Source organism: uncultured Thermosynechococcus sp. (assembly GCF_937958135.1).
In the GTDB taxonomy this organism is placed as follows: Bacteria; Cyanobacteriota; Cyanobacteriia; order Thermosynechococcales; family Thermosynechococcaceae; genus Thermosynechococcus.
Genome location: NZ_CALGOG010000017.1, coordinates 24,807 through 39,474, shown reverse-complemented (window position 1 = coordinate 39,474; position 14,668 = coordinate 24,807). Strand labels below are relative to the sequence as shown.

Genomic DNA, 14,668 nt, shown 5'->3' with positions numbered 1-14,668 from the left:
TCAATCACCTTGAGGCGGCCTACTGGTATCCGAGTCCCTTAGGCTGGGGCACACTGGCAATTGTGGGCTTGCTGGTGCTGGGCAATTGGTTATACACTCGCCTGCCTAGGAGTCGTTCAACCTAGATTTCCATGAGATGGCCTTGCCCTCCGGAGAGCTGGCAACAGTATCTTGCCTATTTATTAGCAGGGCCTCTGATTGTCCTGAACCTCTGGGTGGCAGAGCAAGTTTACCTCTATTTTGAGTATCCAATTAATCTCCTTGTCATTGCCGCCATCTTGGCGTTTTTGCTCAATCAAGTGGTCATTCGTCTTTGTGCTCGTGGTCTGCACCGACGGCAGGCGATCGCCCTCGTGTTACTGATTACCCTTTTGGTCGCCGGTATCTTGGTGCTCTTGCTGCTGCCCCTTGCCATTCAACAGGCGGAGGAACTTCTCAATCAACTGCCAGAGTTCGCAGATACCAGCAATCAAAATTTGCGCCATCTGGATCAACTCCTGCATCGCTATCGCTTTCCTGTGGGGGTAAATGACTTGATGGAGGAGCTGACGATCCAACTCAAAGGGATTGCCGCCCTGTTGCCCGGTGTTGCCATTACCACGCTGACTAAGTTTGTGGATGTGCTGCTGGTGCTGATTTTAACGGTGTATATGCTCTTTTATGGCAGTGAGATTTGGCGCGGCTTAATGAAGTTAGTGCCCAAGCCTTGGCGACAGATTGTAGATTATTCCCTACGGCTAAATATTCGCAGTTTTTTCTCGGCGCAGCTTTTTCTGGGGCTGTTTATGTTTCTTGCCCTCATTCCCTTTATGATCGCCTTCAACGTCAATTTTGGCTTTCTTTTTGCTCTGATCATTGGTGTTGTCCAGCTCATTCCCGTGGTGGGGGCGACCTTAGGCATTGGTTTGGTGACACTGCTCATCCTGTTTCAAGATGCCTGGCTGGCCTTAAATATTTTGGCGATCGCCGTGGTCTTGCAGCAAATTAAGGACAATGTGCTTACCCCCAAGTTGTTGGGGCACTTGATGGGACTGAATCCCCTCTGGCAGTTTATCGCTCTGCTCATTGGCGGACGGGTGGCGGGTTTCTTGGGAATTCTGCTGGCGATTCCCTTGGCAGCAACGCTGAAAACGGTTCTAGAATCTGAGCCTCTCCAAGACACCTAATTGACGGCGGGGGAGCGAAACGTTTTGATAACCGCACACACGCCATGACCGCAAATGTTCATCATGATGGCATTCGTGGTGCCACCAATCACGGCACTCATCAGAGGAACCGCCCGTGCAGGGAGAGTAGAACTTTTGCTTGAGGCCTTGCCGACAATCTGCCGCAAGAGGGGACGCGGAAGCTGCTTAAATACCGAGATCAGTACTGGAGATAAATTCTTCTGTGCAGCCCGTCGGCTCAAGGTTTTGAAGACTTGCCGACAAAATTGGTTGCCAAAGTAGTTTGCCAGTTCAGCGGCCGTTACCCCTAAGGCAGCAGGAATTAGGATCATCAGCACAGCCTGATCTTCGGTGTCCAAGCCGTGGATGGTGAATAGTGCTGCTGCCAGCTTAACTTGGGCGTGGTAGAAGTAGGCAACGTCTAGGGGCACACCGGCCAAGCCAATGACACCAGTGGCTACCCCAGAACCCACCGACCAGAGCGTGGCTTCATAAATTGCGTGCTTGGCCATGCGATCGCGATCGCCCCCCCAGCGAGGATCACGGAGAAATCGGGATCCCCACTGCCGACCTTCTTTGATAGCAGGGAGCAGGAGCTTGAGCAGCCAGTCAGGGGAAAAATAACCCTCAGGGAGAGATGATGCGAGAGCCATAGGTTTATCAAAGGAGTTTAACCAGAAGATAGGGGCACGGTAGGTGATTATTTAGGTACAGCCGCCGTCAGGACTTCGTGTCCCTCCGGCGTAACTAGGACATCATCTTCAATGCGCACCCCAATGCCCCGCCAGCGATCGCCAATCTCGGGTTGTCCCTCGGCGGGAGTTGCTTCAGGATGAATATAGATTCCCGGCTCCACCGTCAGCACTTGACCCGGTTGCAGTGTTACCCATGTGTCCTTGTTGTACTTGTAAAGACCCACATCATGGACATCCAGACCCAGCCAATGACCGGTGCCATGCATAAAAAAGGTGCGATATTTCTGGGTGTTGTTCTCTTTGCCTTCATTGATGAGGGCCTCAATTTCGCCCCGCAGCAGACCAAGGTCAACTAAACCCTCCACAATCACCCGCACAGCCGCATCGTGGATTTGATTGTACGTATTCCCCGGTCGCACCTGCTCAATAGCTGCTTTTTGGGCTGCCAAGACAATCTCATAGATCGCCTTTTGTTCCCCACTGAACTGGCCACTCACGGGAAAAGTGCGGGTAATGTCGGCGTTGTAATAGCGGTAGGCACAGCCGGCATCAATTAAAAGTAAGTCTCCTGCCGCCATCTCCCGTTGGTTCTCAGTGTAGTGAAGTACACAGGCATTCGGTCCGGAGGCCACAATTGAGGGGTAGGCAGGGCCATCGCCTCCCCGAAGGCGGAATAGATGCTCGATTTCCGCCTGAATTTCATATTCCCAGCGGCCGGGGGCAGCCACTTCACGGGCACGCTGATGGGCTTCAACGCTAATGGCGATCGCCTGACGGATCAAAGCCAGCTCGGCTGCCGATTTAATCTGCCGCATGGGAGCCAAAAGAATACTCGGATCCGCAATACTGCGCGGGCCTGTGCCCCGTTTGGGTAGGCCGGCTAGCAGTCGTTGGTAGTGCTTGAGAATGAGTTGATTAAAGCGATCGTGATGACCAAAGTGGTAGTACAACGTATCCCCTGTCTCTAAATAGCCGGGGAGGTGTTGCTCTAGCTCGCCGATGGGATATACCGCATCTGCCCCTAGTTGTTCCTTGGCGGCCTCTACCCCAAGGCGGGCCCCTGTCCAAATCTCTTGGCTGAGATCCTTGGGCTGCACAAAGAGGACATAGCGATGCTCACTGTGGTTCGGTGCAAAAACAGCAACCGCCTCTGGCTCATTAAACCCCGTGAGATAGTAAAAATTACTATCTTGGCGAAAGTTGTAGTCCACATCATTGTGCATGATGGCGCGCGGGGCACTACAGAAAACAGCGACACCCGTGCCTAATTTCTCTAAAAACTGCTGTTGTCGTTGCTGGTACTCTGCTTTCATCGCGCCCTAAGAAGGGATCAGCCAAGGATGACCCTTTGGAAAATGGTTTGGTGGGGGCGGAGGGACTTGAACCCTCACGACTTGTTTAAGGTCAACGGATTTTCATCCTCCTGCCGCTTTCGCGACCACCCCTTGGGTGTTGAGGATTGGACTCTCCCTTTACCCGCGTAGAACATCTACGGTAGGGTAGCTCCCGTCGAGTCTCTGCACCTTCCGTTTCCCTAAGGTTTGGGGGTTGAGAAACGGCTTGGCTCAGGATTGCCATATCTGTCCGGCGACAGACGTAGGTTCCCCTGAATTTGAGAGCATTCACTTAATAGATTTCTCTACTAAGGCTCAATTGCTTAAGTCCGCAGCGTCTACCATTCCGCCACGCCCCCTTAGGTATCGCTAATATATCACCTTGGCTTTTGGGGATGCAATTCCTAGGAGCGTTGGTAGTAGGTACGCAAAGCCTCTAGGAGTCGCTCATTTTCAATGTTGCGGCGCACGGCCACTCGAAAGTAGGCGGCACCCAATTCAGGAAAGCTGCAACAATCGCGAATTAGAATGCGATGTTCTTGAAGGAGATAGGTTTGCAGGGGCAAAATCGAGTCTGTTGCTTGGAGGAGTAGAAAGTTCACCTTGCTCTCGGTCACTACGTTCAGTTCAGGGACAGCATTCAGAGCTTCCCCAAAGGCCTGACGTGCTGGAGGCAGCCATGTCCAAGTCTGTTCCTGAAAGGGGCGATCGCCCAAGGCAGTCACTCCTGCAATGATTGCCAAGCTGTTCACACTCCAGGGATCTCGCCACGATCGCCAGCGTTGCCACCGCTGCGGCGAGGAGACGCCATACCCTAAGCGCAGACCCGCCAAGCTATAGAACTTTGTTAGCGATCGCAACACAATCAAATTCGGGTAGCGAGGCACAAACCCGATGAGGGATTCACTGGCGGAGGGGGGCAAAAAGTCCATAAAGGCCTCATCCACCACCACTAGAGCACCCGTTTCTAGCAAGGGTTGAAGCTGGTGGCGCAACCAGAGGTGGCCGCTGGGGTTATGGGGATTGTTGATGAGGATGGCATCCTTGGGCGTCAGGGAGGGAGCGATCGCCCCAAAACCCGTCTGCACTTGGGTTAAGGCAATGGGGACAGTGGGGCAGGCAAAAGCTGTCAGTGCCCGCCGATAGTCGGCAAAGGCAGGGGTAATAAAGTAAACTCGTCGGCGATCCGCACACTCACGCCCCACCCACGTCAACAGCTCAGCGGTGCCATTGCCGACCAAAAAATACTCCCTCGGCAGTTCATGGCCTGCGGCAAGGGCATCCACCAAAACACGGCAATCGGGATCCGGATAGTCACGAATTGTGGGCAGCGCCGCCTGAAGGGCGGCTATCACTGAGGCAGGAGGGCCCCAAGGGTTGAGACTCGCGGAAAAATCTAGGATTTCCTGGGGAGCACAGCCCGCGATCGCTGCCGCCCAAGCTAAATTGCCACCGTGGCGTGGAGGCATTCAGACTACTTTTTTTTGCCCTTGGCTGCGGGTTCAGAAGCTGTAGCAGGAGAGACTTTTTCCTTAAAAAGTTTCCCTGCCGAAAAGGCGGGTACCCTTGTGGCGGGAATTTGCATCTTTTCTTTCGTTTTTGGGTTGCGCCCTTCTCGAGCTTTGCGCTCCCGCGGTTCAAAGGCACCAAAACCTACAAGGGTCACTTTTTCTCCCTTGGCCACTGCCTCCATGATTTCCTCGACGGTGGCTGAGATAATCGCCTCGACTTGCTTTTTGGTGACGTTGTTGGCGCTATGGGCACGATTAAACACAGCATCCACAAGTTCAGCTTTATTCATGGGGATAACTCCATAGAAACATTAAAGTTTGTTTGATTGGCTAACAAACGAGTGAAAGGCACGAAACCCTTGCCTATTCTTGGTTTCAAGCCTCATTCTAGAATAGTCAGACCCCAACTGGAACCTTGAAACCTTTAAGATATGTGGTTTTCAGGCACTTTTATCCATTAGAAAGCCCTCAAACCCTTGATCCATGAGACCTTTGGCATATTCTATTCCCTTTGCGGCGAGGATTGAGGGCAGCGGCAGTTGTTAGAAAAATTAACAAATCATGGTATCCAAAGGCCGAAATCTCCCTTCAGAGGACAAAAAAGCCCCATAGATCAGGCAATGGGGCATTCAAAAATTTAATGATTAGATTTAGATCGTGGGCAATGATTTATTCCCTAGGCATCATCTAAGGCGGCAATGCCGGGGAGTTCTTTGCCCTCGAGGAGTTCAAGGCTGGCACCGCCGCCGGTGGAGATGTGACTCATGCGCTCGGCGACGCCAACTTTTTCAACCGCGGCCACGGAATCGCCACCGCCAATGATTGTCGAGACGCCCTCCCTGGTGAGGTCGGCTAAACAGCGGGCGATCGCCTCGGTGCCCTTGGCAAATTGATCAAACTCAAATACCCCCATGGGGCCATTCCAGATCACCGTTTTGCAATCCTTGAGGGCCTCTTGGAAGCGCTGGATCGAAGCAGGCCCAATATCCAGACCCATCCAGCCGTCAGGAATGGCTTCGATACTGACCACTTGGCTATTGGCATCGGCGGCAAAATTGTCGGCCACAACCACATCCGTGGGCAAGAGCAACTCTACCCCTTTTGCTTGGGCTTTGGCTTCGAGGTGTTTGGCTAGTTCCAGTTTGTCCTCCTCCACGAGGGACTTACCTACGTTAAGACCCCGCGCCTTATAAAATGTAAAGATCATGCCGCCGCCAATTAGCAATTTATCTACCTTTTCTAAAAGGGCTTCAATGACACCAATTTTAGAGGACACTTTAGACCCACCCACAATCGCAGCTAAGGGGCGACGGGGACGCTCAATGGCATTTTGCAGATATTCCAGTTCTTTCTCAATTAAAAACCCAGCCACGCAGGGACTCAGGTATTGGGTCACGCCGACAGTTGAGGCATGGGCACGGTGGGCAGTGCCAAAGGCATCATTGACATAGACTTCCGCACAGGCGGCCAGTTGCTTGGCGAATTCCGGATCGTTTTTTTCTTCCTCTGGATGGAAACGCACATTCTCGAGGAGACAGACATCCCCATTGGCCATTGCCTGGGTATGGGCAACTACAGCGTCCCCAATGCAGTCATCCAACTTGACTACGGGCTTGTGGAGCAATTCCGAGAGCCGCTGAGCCACGGGGGTAAGGCGCAGTTTCTCATCCACGCCCTTGGGGCGGCCAAAGTGGCTGACCAGAATCACCTTGGCACCTTTGCCGATCAGGTCTTGAATCGTCGGCAGGGCGGCGCGGATGCGGGTATCATCGGTGATGACGCCGTTCTCATCAACGGGAACGTTAAAATCAACCCGCACGAGGACACGCTTTCCTGCTAGGTCGGCAGTGGATAACTGCGCCACGGATTTTTTAGACACGCTAGAGCCTCCTAAATGCGTTAAAACGTAGATGATAGTACTAGGGGGATAACAATCCCGGCGAGCGATGGAGTGATGCGCTACAAGTCCCTCACCTGACCCTCATTCTACCCAAGGGCGTGCCCTTCCACTTGACTCTAATGAGGTGAACTCTATGTTCAAAACGATTCTTTTTCCCATTGACCGCAGCCGTGACACCCAAGAAGCCATGCCCACCGTGGTTGGAATGGTCAAAACTTTTCAGAGTCAGTTGTTTCTACTGTCGGTGGAGGAAACGCCAGAACCAGATGCGGAGCTAGAGGCGGCGATCGCCGAGTTTTTGAATCGAGTGAAGGAAGCCTTTGCCCAACACGCCATTGTGGCGGAAACATTGCTGCGGCGGGGCAAACCTGCCTTTGTTATCTGTGATGTGGCCGATGAGATCAACGCCAACTTGATTATTATGGGCTGCCGCGGAACGGGTCTCACCCCGGAGGGATTCCAAGAAAGCGTCAGCAGCCGTGTGATCAATTTGGCCCCCTGCCCGGTCTTGGTGGTGCCCTAGGGGGTGCGTAGCTCAATCTTGCGGCGCTTAAAGTTTCCCCACAGGCGGGCGATCGCCGAGGATCGAGGATCAAAGTAAAGTAAACATGTTGTCTTGTGGTTGATCTGCATGCTTGATTCGACAGAGGTTACTCCCGCTGCTTTTTCCCCTGCCGCCGATCAACTGCAAGCGTTGGGGGTGTATGTCACAATCCATGGCCATTTCTACCAGCCTCCCCGCGAAAATCCCTATCTCAATGCCATTGAACATCAGCCCAGTGCCCAGCCATTCCACGATTGGAACGAGCGGATTTACTACGAGTGCTATCGCCCCAATGCCTTTGCCCGCATCCTTAACGATCGCGGGGAGGTCATTGACATTGTTAATAATTTTGAATACCTGAGCTTTAATATTGGCCCGACCCTCTTTAGTTGGCTCGAACGCTACGATCTGGAGGTCTATCAACGGATTATTGAGGCCGATCGCCACAGTTGTGAACGCTTCAATGGCCACGGCAACGCGATCGCCCAAGTTTATAACCACATCATTTTGCCCTTGGCCAACTATCGCGATAAACTGACGCAAATTCGCTGGGGCAAGGCCGACTTCCGGCGGCGGTTTGGCCGCGAACCGGAGGGGATGTGGCTTGCGGAAACGGCCATTGATTATGAAACCGTAGCCGCCCTGATTCAGGAGGGAATCCGCTTCACCATTTTGGCCCCCTCCCAGGCTCAGCGCTGTCGTCCCCTTGGGGGGGAGGGGGAGTGGCTTGAAGTCAGCGGCGGCCAAATTGACCCCACCCGTCCCTATCGCTGCTATTTGCCGGGGGGCGATCGCCGGCGCGATTACCTAGACATTTTCTTCTACGATGGCCCCATTTCTCGAGATGTGGGCTTTAGTGACCTGCTCACCAGCTCACAATTTCTGGCAGGACGCATCGGACAAGCCGTGCGTGGCGACCATCGCCCCAGTCAAATTATTGCCGTTGCTACCGACGGTGAGACCTTTGGCCATCACAAGTATGGCGGTGAAAAAGCCCTCGCCTATGCCTTTAAGGTGGAATTTCCCCAGCGGGGCTGGCAAATCACCAACTTTGCCTATTACCTGAGCTTGTTTCCACCCACGTGGGAGGTAGAACTCAAGCCGGTGACCGCTTGGAGTTGTGCCCATGGCGTGGATCGCTGGCAGGACAATTGTGGCTGCGGTGGCGGTGGCGAGTGGCATCAGCTGTGGCGACGTCCATTGCGAAATGCGTTGAACTGGCTGCGGGATGAGCTAATTGACCTCTATGAAACCCTGGGAGGCGAACTGTTTTGGGATGTTTGGGCGGCTCGCGATGCCTACATAGAGGTGATCGGCGATCGCTCCCCAGAAGCCTTGCACCGCTTTTTGGCGCAACATCAACGCCGTCCCCTGAGTCAAAGCGAACAAATTGATGCCCTACGCCTGCTGGAGATGCAGCACCATGCCCTGCTCATGTTTACCAGTTGTGGTTGGTTCTTCGATGAACTCTCGCGGCCTGAGGGGGTGCAGATTCTCCGCTATGCGGCACGGGCGATCGAGCTTGCGGGGGATGTTGCCGGCGTGCAGTTGGAAGCGGAGTTTGTTGAGCGTCTGAGGGCTGCCCCCAGCAATGTGCCGCAGTTTGGCGATGGAGCAGGGGTCTATTACCAGTTGGTGAAAACGGCTCAAATTAGCTTGCAGCAGGTGGCCGCCCACTATGCCATGAGTTCCCTCTTCAATAGCTACCCCCGCCACCACCAGCTCTACTGCTATGAGATTGAGCAGGGGGATTATCATCTACAACGCATGGGCAGCCTGACCTTGGCGATCGGCCAGATTCAACTTACTTCAACGATTACAACCGAGTCACAACTGCTCATCTTTGCCGTCTTGCACTTGGGGGGCTGGGATTTCCACTGCGCGATTCAACCCTTCCAAGGGCGGCGCGAATATAGCCAAATTAAAACCCATCTCCTGCAAGTTTTCCAACAGGGCAGTGCGGCGCGGGTGGTTATGGCGATTACGGAACGCTTTGGTGGCGTGGCCTACAACTTGGACGATCTCTTTGCAGAGGAACGACATCGCCTCATGGGTGTGCTGGCGCGGGAAACCCTCACCCGCTTGGATCAGCTTTATACCCAAGTCTATCGCGATAACTATGGGATTCTCATGGGGTTTCAGCGGGATGGTCTGAGTGTGCCCCAAGAATTGCAGGTGGCAGCGGCGGTGGCGTTGACCCATCGTGCCATTGGCCATTTGCGGAGTTTAGAGCAAGACCTCAGCGATCTCGGTGATTTGCCCTTGGCAGATCTGCACAGCCATTTAGCAGAACTGGCGGCGATCGCCCGTGAAGCGCGGTTGTTGGGTTGTCACCTTAGCCTTCAGGAGCAACAGCGGCCCCTCGAGCAGCAAATTAGCACCGGCTTGCGTTACCTTGCCCATCACCTCAACGGTGACACCCTTAGCCAGTTGTGTCCGCTGCTTCAGGACTTGATTACAATCGGGGATGCTTTAGGTTTGAACCTGAATTTGGATCGGGCACAGGAGCAGCTTTATAGCCTCATAGGTGAACTACGCCAGAATGGCATGCACCTTACCGAGGGCGATCGCCGTCACCTACAAACCTTAGCCACTCGCCTCAAGGTGGATCCCCACCTATTGGTGACCCTCTCGGCCTAAATCCAGCACCGAATTCCAAAAGAAGGTCGGCAAAAGGCGATCGCTGCCAAAATCCCCCCGGCGGGACACACCCCCACCCTTGTGCGGGCTTGGAGGGCGATCGGCGTGTGCTTAGACTCCCTGCTCTCACAGACTAGGAAAGTTGCCACTGGCAAGACCAAATCAGCATCCCGTTTCGTTAAGATGGGCAAATTGACCCCCAATCCGCCTAGGGGGGCATTCATGGGTGAGGAGTCGCTATGTCAATCACAGGGCCAGAAATAGCTGAAGAGTTCAATGCTGTTTCACCGTCTCTGACTTCTGAACGAGGGCTAATTCCACGAATCTTGCAACCCGCCTTGCACTGGTGGTTATCCTCGCAGTTGGAAGGGGTAACAGGTCTAGAAATTCAGATTCAGGGGAGCGATCGCCAGATTCTGCGCGGATATTTACCCCATGTGCGTGTTGCGGCCACAAAAGCCAGTTATCGCGGCATTCAGTTGCGCCAAGCAGCCGTCCAAGCCGAACAGATTCAGATCAATCTAGGACAAGTGTTGCGAGGGAAACCCCTCAAACTGTTGGCAGCCGTGCCCGTGCAGGGGGAACTGGTTTTCAGCCAAGAGGATCTCAACGCCTCCTTAGGTGCTCCCCTGCTGCAATCCGGCCTACGGGAACTGTTGAAGTTGCTGCATCAGCGGGGCTTGGGCAAAGGGGGGGTGAATCTTCAAGAGTGGCAACTACTGCATACGCAGGGAGAATTGGGGGCTGGCTACCTCAACCTAGTGTTCTCGATGGTGAATGCCCAAGGGGCGCAGGCGGACTGGCATTTGAAGACTCATCTGCGCCTACAGGATGAGCGGACGCTTTGTCTGGAAAATGTGCACTGGCAAGGGGAACGTGACCCTCACCCCACGGTGGCCATTGACTTGGGGGAAGGGGTAGCCATTCAGGCGTTGCAGCTAGAAGCGGGTGCCCTCAGGGTGCGGGGAATGATTTGCATTTATCCCTAGGTTACTCAGCAACGCCGCCACGCGACCTAAATCCTTGACGCCCGGTCGGCTTTCTACACCACTAGACAGGTCAATGCCCTGGGGTTGAGTTTGGGCGATCGCCTGCCGACAGTTTTCGGGCGTAATCCCCCCCGCCAGCCACCAAGGGCAAGGGATTTGTAGGCCTTTAAGCAGTGTCCAATCAAAGGGCTGACCCGTACCCCCCAGCTGCTGGGGATGATAGGCATCCAAGAGAATGCGATCCACAAGCGGCGCGTAGGCAGGAATCTCTGCAAGGGTGGCTGGCGATCGCACCCGCAGGGCTTTGATCAGCACGCGATCGGGGAAGGTATCCCGCACCCGCTGGCAAAATTCAGGAGATTCGCTGCCATGGAGCTGCACCCCTTGCACCCCTGTGGTTATGACAAGATGTTGCAATTCCTCCAGATCGGGATTGGCAACAACGGCTACAGTGAGCACTGCCGGGGGCAATAGGTGGCAAATGTCGGCAATCACTTCTGGGGGCACATAGCGGGGCGAGGAGCGTACAGCAATAAACCCAAGGGCACGGACGCCCATTTCGGCGATTGCGACTGCCTGCTCTGGCAAAGTCAAGCCACAAATTTTGACGGCAATGTTGACTGGGATGGTTGGGTTAAGCATTTGTAACGAGATGCACTATTTTGTAACGAACCGGGGCAGGCAATCAGGCGGTTCCCTATAATTCATGGGCAATTGTACCCATTTAGGAGGAACCATGGTGTTAGCCACACTCCCCGATACGACTTGGACGCCCTCTGTGGGTTTGGTGGTGATCCTCTGCAACCTGTTTGCGATCGCCATTGGCCGCTATGCCATTCAATCACGGGGAAAAGGCCCCGCTTTACCCATTGCATTGCCCGCCCTCTTTGAAGGCTTTGGTCTGCCGGAACTGCTGGCTACTACGAGCTTTGGTCACCTGTTAGCGGCGGGAGTGGTCAGTGGCCTACAGTACTCCGGTGCTCTCTAGGGTCGGAATACCACTGGCAATCTGACGAGAAATGAAGGGCAATACCTCTGGATTTGTACTGGCGGTGCGATTTTCCGTAAAGACCACCAAGGTATAGGGGCAGCGATCGGGTAGTTCAATATAGGCGGCATCATGGCGTACCCAACTGGTGAGTCCCGCCTTTGACCACAGCTTTGCCCCCAGCGGTAGCCCTTCCCCCAAAAAGCCCTGCACTTGGTTTTCTGCATCCTCAGCCAGCAGTTCTGGATCGAGCGATCGCTCCAGCAATTCCATCATGGCTTGACTGGCCTTAGCCGACACTGCCACCCCGCCAACGATACTGTGGAGCAGCCGAGCGGTTGCATTGGTGGTTAGCCGATTCGCATTCCGGCGATCGCGCCCGACAAACTCCTGTTCTCGCCCATAGGGGCCATCGCACCACGTTTTTTGATTCACGTTGATATGGGCTAGCTCTGGCCACCCCAACGACTGAAAATAGCGATTGACAATATTCCGCTGGTATTGCCAGGTGCGAAAGGGTGCTGGGGGCAGCACCGGACCACTGGTGGTTCCTGTGAGCATATCCACCACCAAACTGGTGGCATCATTACTAGAGTCCACAATCATATCCCGCATAGCCCGTTCCAATTCCGCATCGGGTTGGAGCATGCCACTGTGGAGCCATTCATGACAGGCCACCAAATAAAACAGCTTCACAACGCTGGCCGGATAGAAGGGCACGTCGCCCCGATAGTCGGCACCGGGGATCGAGTATTGCCAAAATTCCGCTGCCGTGAGGGCACCCCCAGTATTGACCGGAATGGGCGGCGGATACACCAGTAAGGTGAGGGCAATGTCCTCTTGTCCCAGCCAGGGAAACTGTTGCCAAGTGGCTTGAAGCGTCCGTGCGACTAAATCCGTGAGATAGGGATGGGTCCGAAAAAAAATCATCTGTCCCTCCTATTCGGGCGATCGCTCAACCCCATTGCGGGCACCGGAATAGACCAACCCCCGCTCCACATCCATTGTCAAGATGGTGCCTTCCCGAATCAGGCGGGTGGCATTTTTGACCCCAACAATCACCGGAATTCCCAGCCGCAACCCCAAAACTGCCGCATGGCTGGTGAGGCTGTCCTCTTCGGTAATAATACCTGCCGCTTTGCGAATGGCTTCTACGAGTTCAGCACTAGTGCGCTCGGCAACCAAAATTTCGCCACTATTAAACGTGCGCACGGGCATTCCTCCTTGCACCACCCGTGCAGGGCCACTCACCAACCCATGACCAATGCCACAGCCCCGTCCCATCACCGAGGTGACCAGTTCCACCTTGATCATGTCCGTGGAGCCAGGCACCCCTTGGAGTGTGCCGGCGGTCATCACCACCAGATCCCCCTCCTCAAGAAAGCCCCGCTCTTGAGCGGCGTTAATGGCTGCTTGAAACGATTGCCGCATCGAAGGGTGATCTAATGTCAGCAGTGGTTCTACCCCCCAGACCAACTGCAACCGCCGTGCCACTTCAATGTGGGGGGTTGCCGCCAAGATGGGAATTTGAGGACGGAATTTAGAAACATTCCGCGCTGTTGCCCCTGTTTTTGTTTGGGTAATAATTGCCTTAGCCTTGAGTTGAGCCGCCACTTGTCCTACCGCTTGGCTAATGGCATCGGGAATAGAACGCACTGCCATAGACTCAGCAACGGGGGGTTGACGCAGTTGGGATTGGCTGTCCATGCGGGCGGCAATTGTGGCCATCATCTTCACCGCCTCAACGGGATAGTCCCCCATCGCCGTTTCATTGGAGAGCATCACCGCGTCCGTGCCATCGAGAATGGCATTGGCCACATCGGAAATCTCCGCACGGGTGGGGCGGGGGCTTTTCACCATGCTGTCCAGCATTTGTGTGGCCGTAATCACGGGAATACCCAAGCGATTTGCCGCGGCAATTAGCCGTTTTTGCAGAATCGGCACATCTTCGGCAGGCAATTCAACTCCTAAATCGCCCCGTGCCACCATCACGCCATCACAAAGAGAGAGGATGGCATCCATTTGCTCAATTGCCTCATGCTTTTCGATTTTGGCAATCACCGGCACCTGTTTACCGGCATTGGCAATCAGTTCTTTGATCTCCAGCACATCTTGGGGATTGCGCACAAAACTGAGAGCCACCCAATCCACCCCTTGATTGAGGCCAAACATCAGATCTTCGCGATCTTTCTCTGTCAGGGCTTTAATGGAGAGGTAAACCCCCGGAAAGTTCACGCCCTTGGCATTGGAGAGGGTACCCCCCACAACCACTCGGCAGTGGAGTTCACCGGCCTCCCTGTCCACTTCTTCTACCACCATTTCCACACGGCCATCATCCAGCAGAATGGTCGCGCCGGCGGGAACCTCTTGCGCCAAGGGGGGATAGGTAATGGAACTCATGTGCTGATTGCCCATGATGGGGCGGCTCGTGAGGGTAAAGCGATCGCCCCGCTTCAGGGAAATAGAGCCATGTTCAAACTTGCCAAGGCGAATTTTCGGGCCCTGCAAGTCCTGCAAAATGCCTACGGGTTGCCCCAATTCATAGGAGATTTGGCGAATCAGGCGGATGCTGCGCTGATGATCCTCGTGGGTACCATGGGAAAAATTCAGACGCAGGGTGGTCGCTCCCGCTTGGATAATTGCTCGCAGTTTATCGGGGTGGCTGACGGCTGGACCAATGGTGGCGACAATTTTGGTGCGTCGTTGCAGCGGCTGATTGGACATACAGGGTTTAGTCGTTAAGCTCCAACAGGTTACCGTATTTTGTGGAACGCTCTAAAATGCGCAAAGAGGCGTTTGAACACAGCTCTACGGCAATAGTTAACCAAATATAAACATCTGTTTCTAGCCTACAGCGATCGCTGACCCCTTGAGCGAAGTGCAGAGGCTATAATTTGAGAA

15 protein-coding genes are annotated in these 14,668 nt (G+C 54.3%); 6 read left to right on the top strand and 9 right to left on the bottom strand.

What is annotated here, in order from left to right; all coding sequences use genetic code 11:
- Positions 1-125, top strand: a 125-nt coding sequence (locus Q0711_RS11625) for a DUF3153 domain-containing protein (RefSeq protein WP_366519078.1), incomplete at its 5' end; no start/stop codon positions are given.
- A 6-nt stretch (positions 126-131) separates the two neighbouring features.
- Complete coding sequence (locus Q0711_RS02585) at positions 132-1,166, top strand: AI-2E family transporter (RefSeq protein ID WP_298616929.1); 1,035 nt, start codon at positions 132-134, stop codon at positions 1,164-1,166.
- Here the strand turns inward: Q0711_RS02585 and Q0711_RS02580 are convergent.
- From Q0711_RS02580 to Q0711_RS02560, 5 genes are all read right to left on the bottom strand, one after another.
- Positions 1,163-1,819, bottom strand: a complete 657-nt coding sequence (locus Q0711_RS02580) for a hypothetical protein (protein WP_298976022.1) — start codon at positions 1,817-1,819, stop codon at positions 1,163-1,165. The two genes, Q0711_RS02585 and Q0711_RS02580, sit on opposite strands and share 4 nt — an antisense overlap.
- A 47-nt stretch (positions 1,820-1,866) precedes the next feature.
- Positions 1,867-3,174, bottom strand: coding sequence for an aminopeptidase P N-terminal domain-containing protein (locus tag Q0711_RS02575; protein WP_298617639.1), 1,308 nt, complete (start codon positions 3,172-3,174; stop codon positions 1,867-1,869).
- Between the two features lie 425 nt (positions 3,175-3,599).
- Positions 3,600-4,664 (bottom strand): threonine-phosphate decarboxylase CobD, encoded by a 1,065-nt coding sequence (cobD, locus tag Q0711_RS02570; RefSeq protein WP_298976026.1) that lies wholly within the window; start codon positions 4,662-4,664, stop codon positions 3,600-3,602.
- A 5-nt stretch (positions 4,665-4,669) separates the two neighbouring features.
- Positions 4,670-4,996 carry an HU family DNA-binding protein gene (locus Q0711_RS02565; RefSeq protein ID WP_298617633.1) on the bottom strand — a complete coding sequence of 109 codons (327 nt, stop codon included), beginning with the start codon at positions 4,994-4,996 and terminating at the stop codon, positions 4,670-4,672.
- 386 nt (positions 4,997-5,382) lie between these two features.
- Positions 5,383-6,585: a phosphoglycerate kinase gene (locus tag Q0711_RS02560; RefSeq protein WP_299041489.1), complete on the bottom strand. Its 1,203-nt coding sequence runs from the start codon at positions 6,583-6,585 to the stop codon at positions 5,383-5,385.
- 154 nt (positions 6,586-6,739) lie between these two features.
- On the opposite strand from Q0711_RS02560, the gene Q0711_RS02555 reads away from it, so the two are divergent.
- Both Q0711_RS02555 and Q0711_RS02550 read left to right on the top strand, forming a co-directional pair.
- Positions 6,740-7,129, top strand: a complete 390-nt coding sequence (locus tag Q0711_RS02555; RefSeq protein WP_298617628.1) for a universal stress protein — start codon at positions 6,740-6,742, stop codon at positions 7,127-7,129.
- 108 nt (positions 7,130-7,237) lie between these two features.
- Positions 7,238-9,790: a DUF3536 domain-containing protein gene (locus Q0711_RS02550; RefSeq protein WP_298617625.1), complete on the top strand. Its 2,553-nt coding sequence runs from the start codon at positions 7,238-7,240 to the stop codon at positions 9,788-9,790.
- On the opposite strand, the gene Q0711_RS02545 is transcribed toward Q0711_RS02550, so the two are convergent.
- Positions 9,787-10,014 (bottom strand): hypothetical protein, encoded by a 228-nt coding sequence (locus Q0711_RS02545; protein WP_298617623.1) that lies wholly within the window; start codon positions 10,012-10,014, stop codon positions 9,787-9,789. The two genes, Q0711_RS02550 and Q0711_RS02545, sit on opposite strands and share 4 nt — an antisense overlap.
- Before the next feature lie 15 nt (positions 10,015-10,029).
- On the opposite strand from Q0711_RS02545, the gene Q0711_RS02540 reads away from it, so the two are divergent.
- Positions 10,030-10,779: a DUF2993 domain-containing protein gene (locus tag Q0711_RS02540; RefSeq protein WP_298617620.1), complete on the top strand. Its 750-nt coding sequence runs from the start codon at positions 10,030-10,032 to the stop codon at positions 10,777-10,779.
- Here Q0711_RS02540 and Q0711_RS02535 read toward each other — a convergent pair.
- Positions 10,729-11,421 carry a phosphoribosylanthranilate isomerase gene (locus tag Q0711_RS02535; protein ID WP_298617617.1) on the bottom strand — a complete coding sequence of 231 codons (693 nt, stop codon included), beginning with the start codon at positions 11,419-11,421 and terminating at the stop codon, positions 10,729-10,731. The two genes, Q0711_RS02540 and Q0711_RS02535, sit on opposite strands and share 51 nt — an antisense overlap.
- Positions 11,422-11,515: 94 nt before the next feature.
- Between Q0711_RS02535 and psaK the strand changes: the two genes are divergently transcribed.
- Positions 11,516-11,767, top strand: a complete 252-nt coding sequence (gene psaK / locus Q0711_RS02530) for a photosystem I reaction center subunit PsaK (protein ID WP_298617614.1) — start codon at positions 11,516-11,518, stop codon at positions 11,765-11,767.
- Here the strand turns inward: psaK and Q0711_RS02525 are convergent.
- Both Q0711_RS02525 and pyk read right to left on the bottom strand, forming a co-directional pair.
- Positions 11,744-12,697, bottom strand: a complete 954-nt coding sequence (locus Q0711_RS02525; protein ID WP_298617611.1) for a serine hydrolase — start codon at positions 12,695-12,697, stop codon at positions 11,744-11,746. The two genes, psaK and Q0711_RS02525, sit on opposite strands and share 24 nt — an antisense overlap.
- A 9-nt stretch (positions 12,698-12,706) precedes the next feature.
- Positions 12,707-14,491 (bottom strand): pyruvate kinase, encoded by a 1,785-nt coding sequence (gene pyk / locus Q0711_RS02520; RefSeq protein ID WP_298977448.1) that lies wholly within the window; start codon positions 14,489-14,491, stop codon positions 12,707-12,709.
- Positions 14,492-14,668: the final 177 nt, after the last annotated feature.

What these genes read in the sequence shown, in the direction of transcription:
- Q0711_RS02540 (WP_298617620.1), top strand. Translation starts at nt 10,030, where the DNA reads ATGTCAATCACAGGGCCAGAAATAGCTGAAGAGTTCAATGCTGTTTCA.
- Q0711_RS02555 (WP_298617628.1), top strand. Translation starts at nt 6,740, where the DNA reads ATGTTCAAAACGATTCTTTTTCCCATTGACCGCAGCCGTGACACCCAA.
- Q0711_RS02525 (WP_298617611.1), bottom strand. Translation starts at nt 12,697, where the DNA reads ATGATTTTTTTTCGGACCCATCCCTATCTCACGGATTTAGTCGCACGG.
- psaK (WP_298617614.1), top strand. Translation starts at nt 11,516, where the DNA reads ATGGTGTTAGCCACACTCCCCGATACGACTTGGACGCCCTCTGTGGGT.
- Q0711_RS02550 (WP_298617625.1), top strand. Translation starts at nt 7,238, where the DNA reads ATGCTTGATTCGACAGAGGTTACTCCCGCTGCTTTTTCCCCTGCCGCC.
- Q0711_RS02535 (WP_298617617.1), bottom strand. Translation starts at nt 11,421, where the DNA reads ATGCTTAACCCAACCATCCCAGTCAACATTGCCGTCAAAATTTGTGGC.
- Q0711_RS02545 (WP_298617623.1), bottom strand. Translation starts at nt 10,014, where the DNA reads ATGAATGCCCCCCTAGGCGGATTGGGGGTCAATTTGCCCATCTTAACG.
- Q0711_RS02585 (WP_298616929.1), top strand. Translation starts at nt 132, where the DNA reads ATGAGATGGCCTTGCCCTCCGGAGAGCTGGCAACAGTATCTTGCCTAT.
- Q0711_RS02565 (WP_298617633.1), bottom strand. Translation starts at nt 4,996, where the DNA reads ATGAATAAAGCTGAACTTGTGGATGCTGTGTTTAATCGTGCCCATAGC.
- cobD (WP_298976026.1), bottom strand. Translation starts at nt 4,664, where the DNA reads ATGCCTCCACGCCACGGTGGCAATTTAGCTTGGGCGGCAGCGATCGCG.
- Q0711_RS02575 (WP_298617639.1), bottom strand. Translation starts at nt 3,174, where the DNA reads ATGAAAGCAGAGTACCAGCAACGACAACAGCAGTTTTTAGAGAAATTA.
- pyk (WP_298977448.1), bottom strand. Translation starts at nt 14,491, where the DNA reads ATGTCCAATCAGCCGCTGCAACGACGCACCAAAATTGTCGCCACCATT.
- Q0711_RS02580 (WP_298976022.1), bottom strand. Translation starts at nt 1,819, where the DNA reads ATGGCTCTCGCATCATCTCTCCCTGAGGGTTATTTTTCCCCTGACTGG.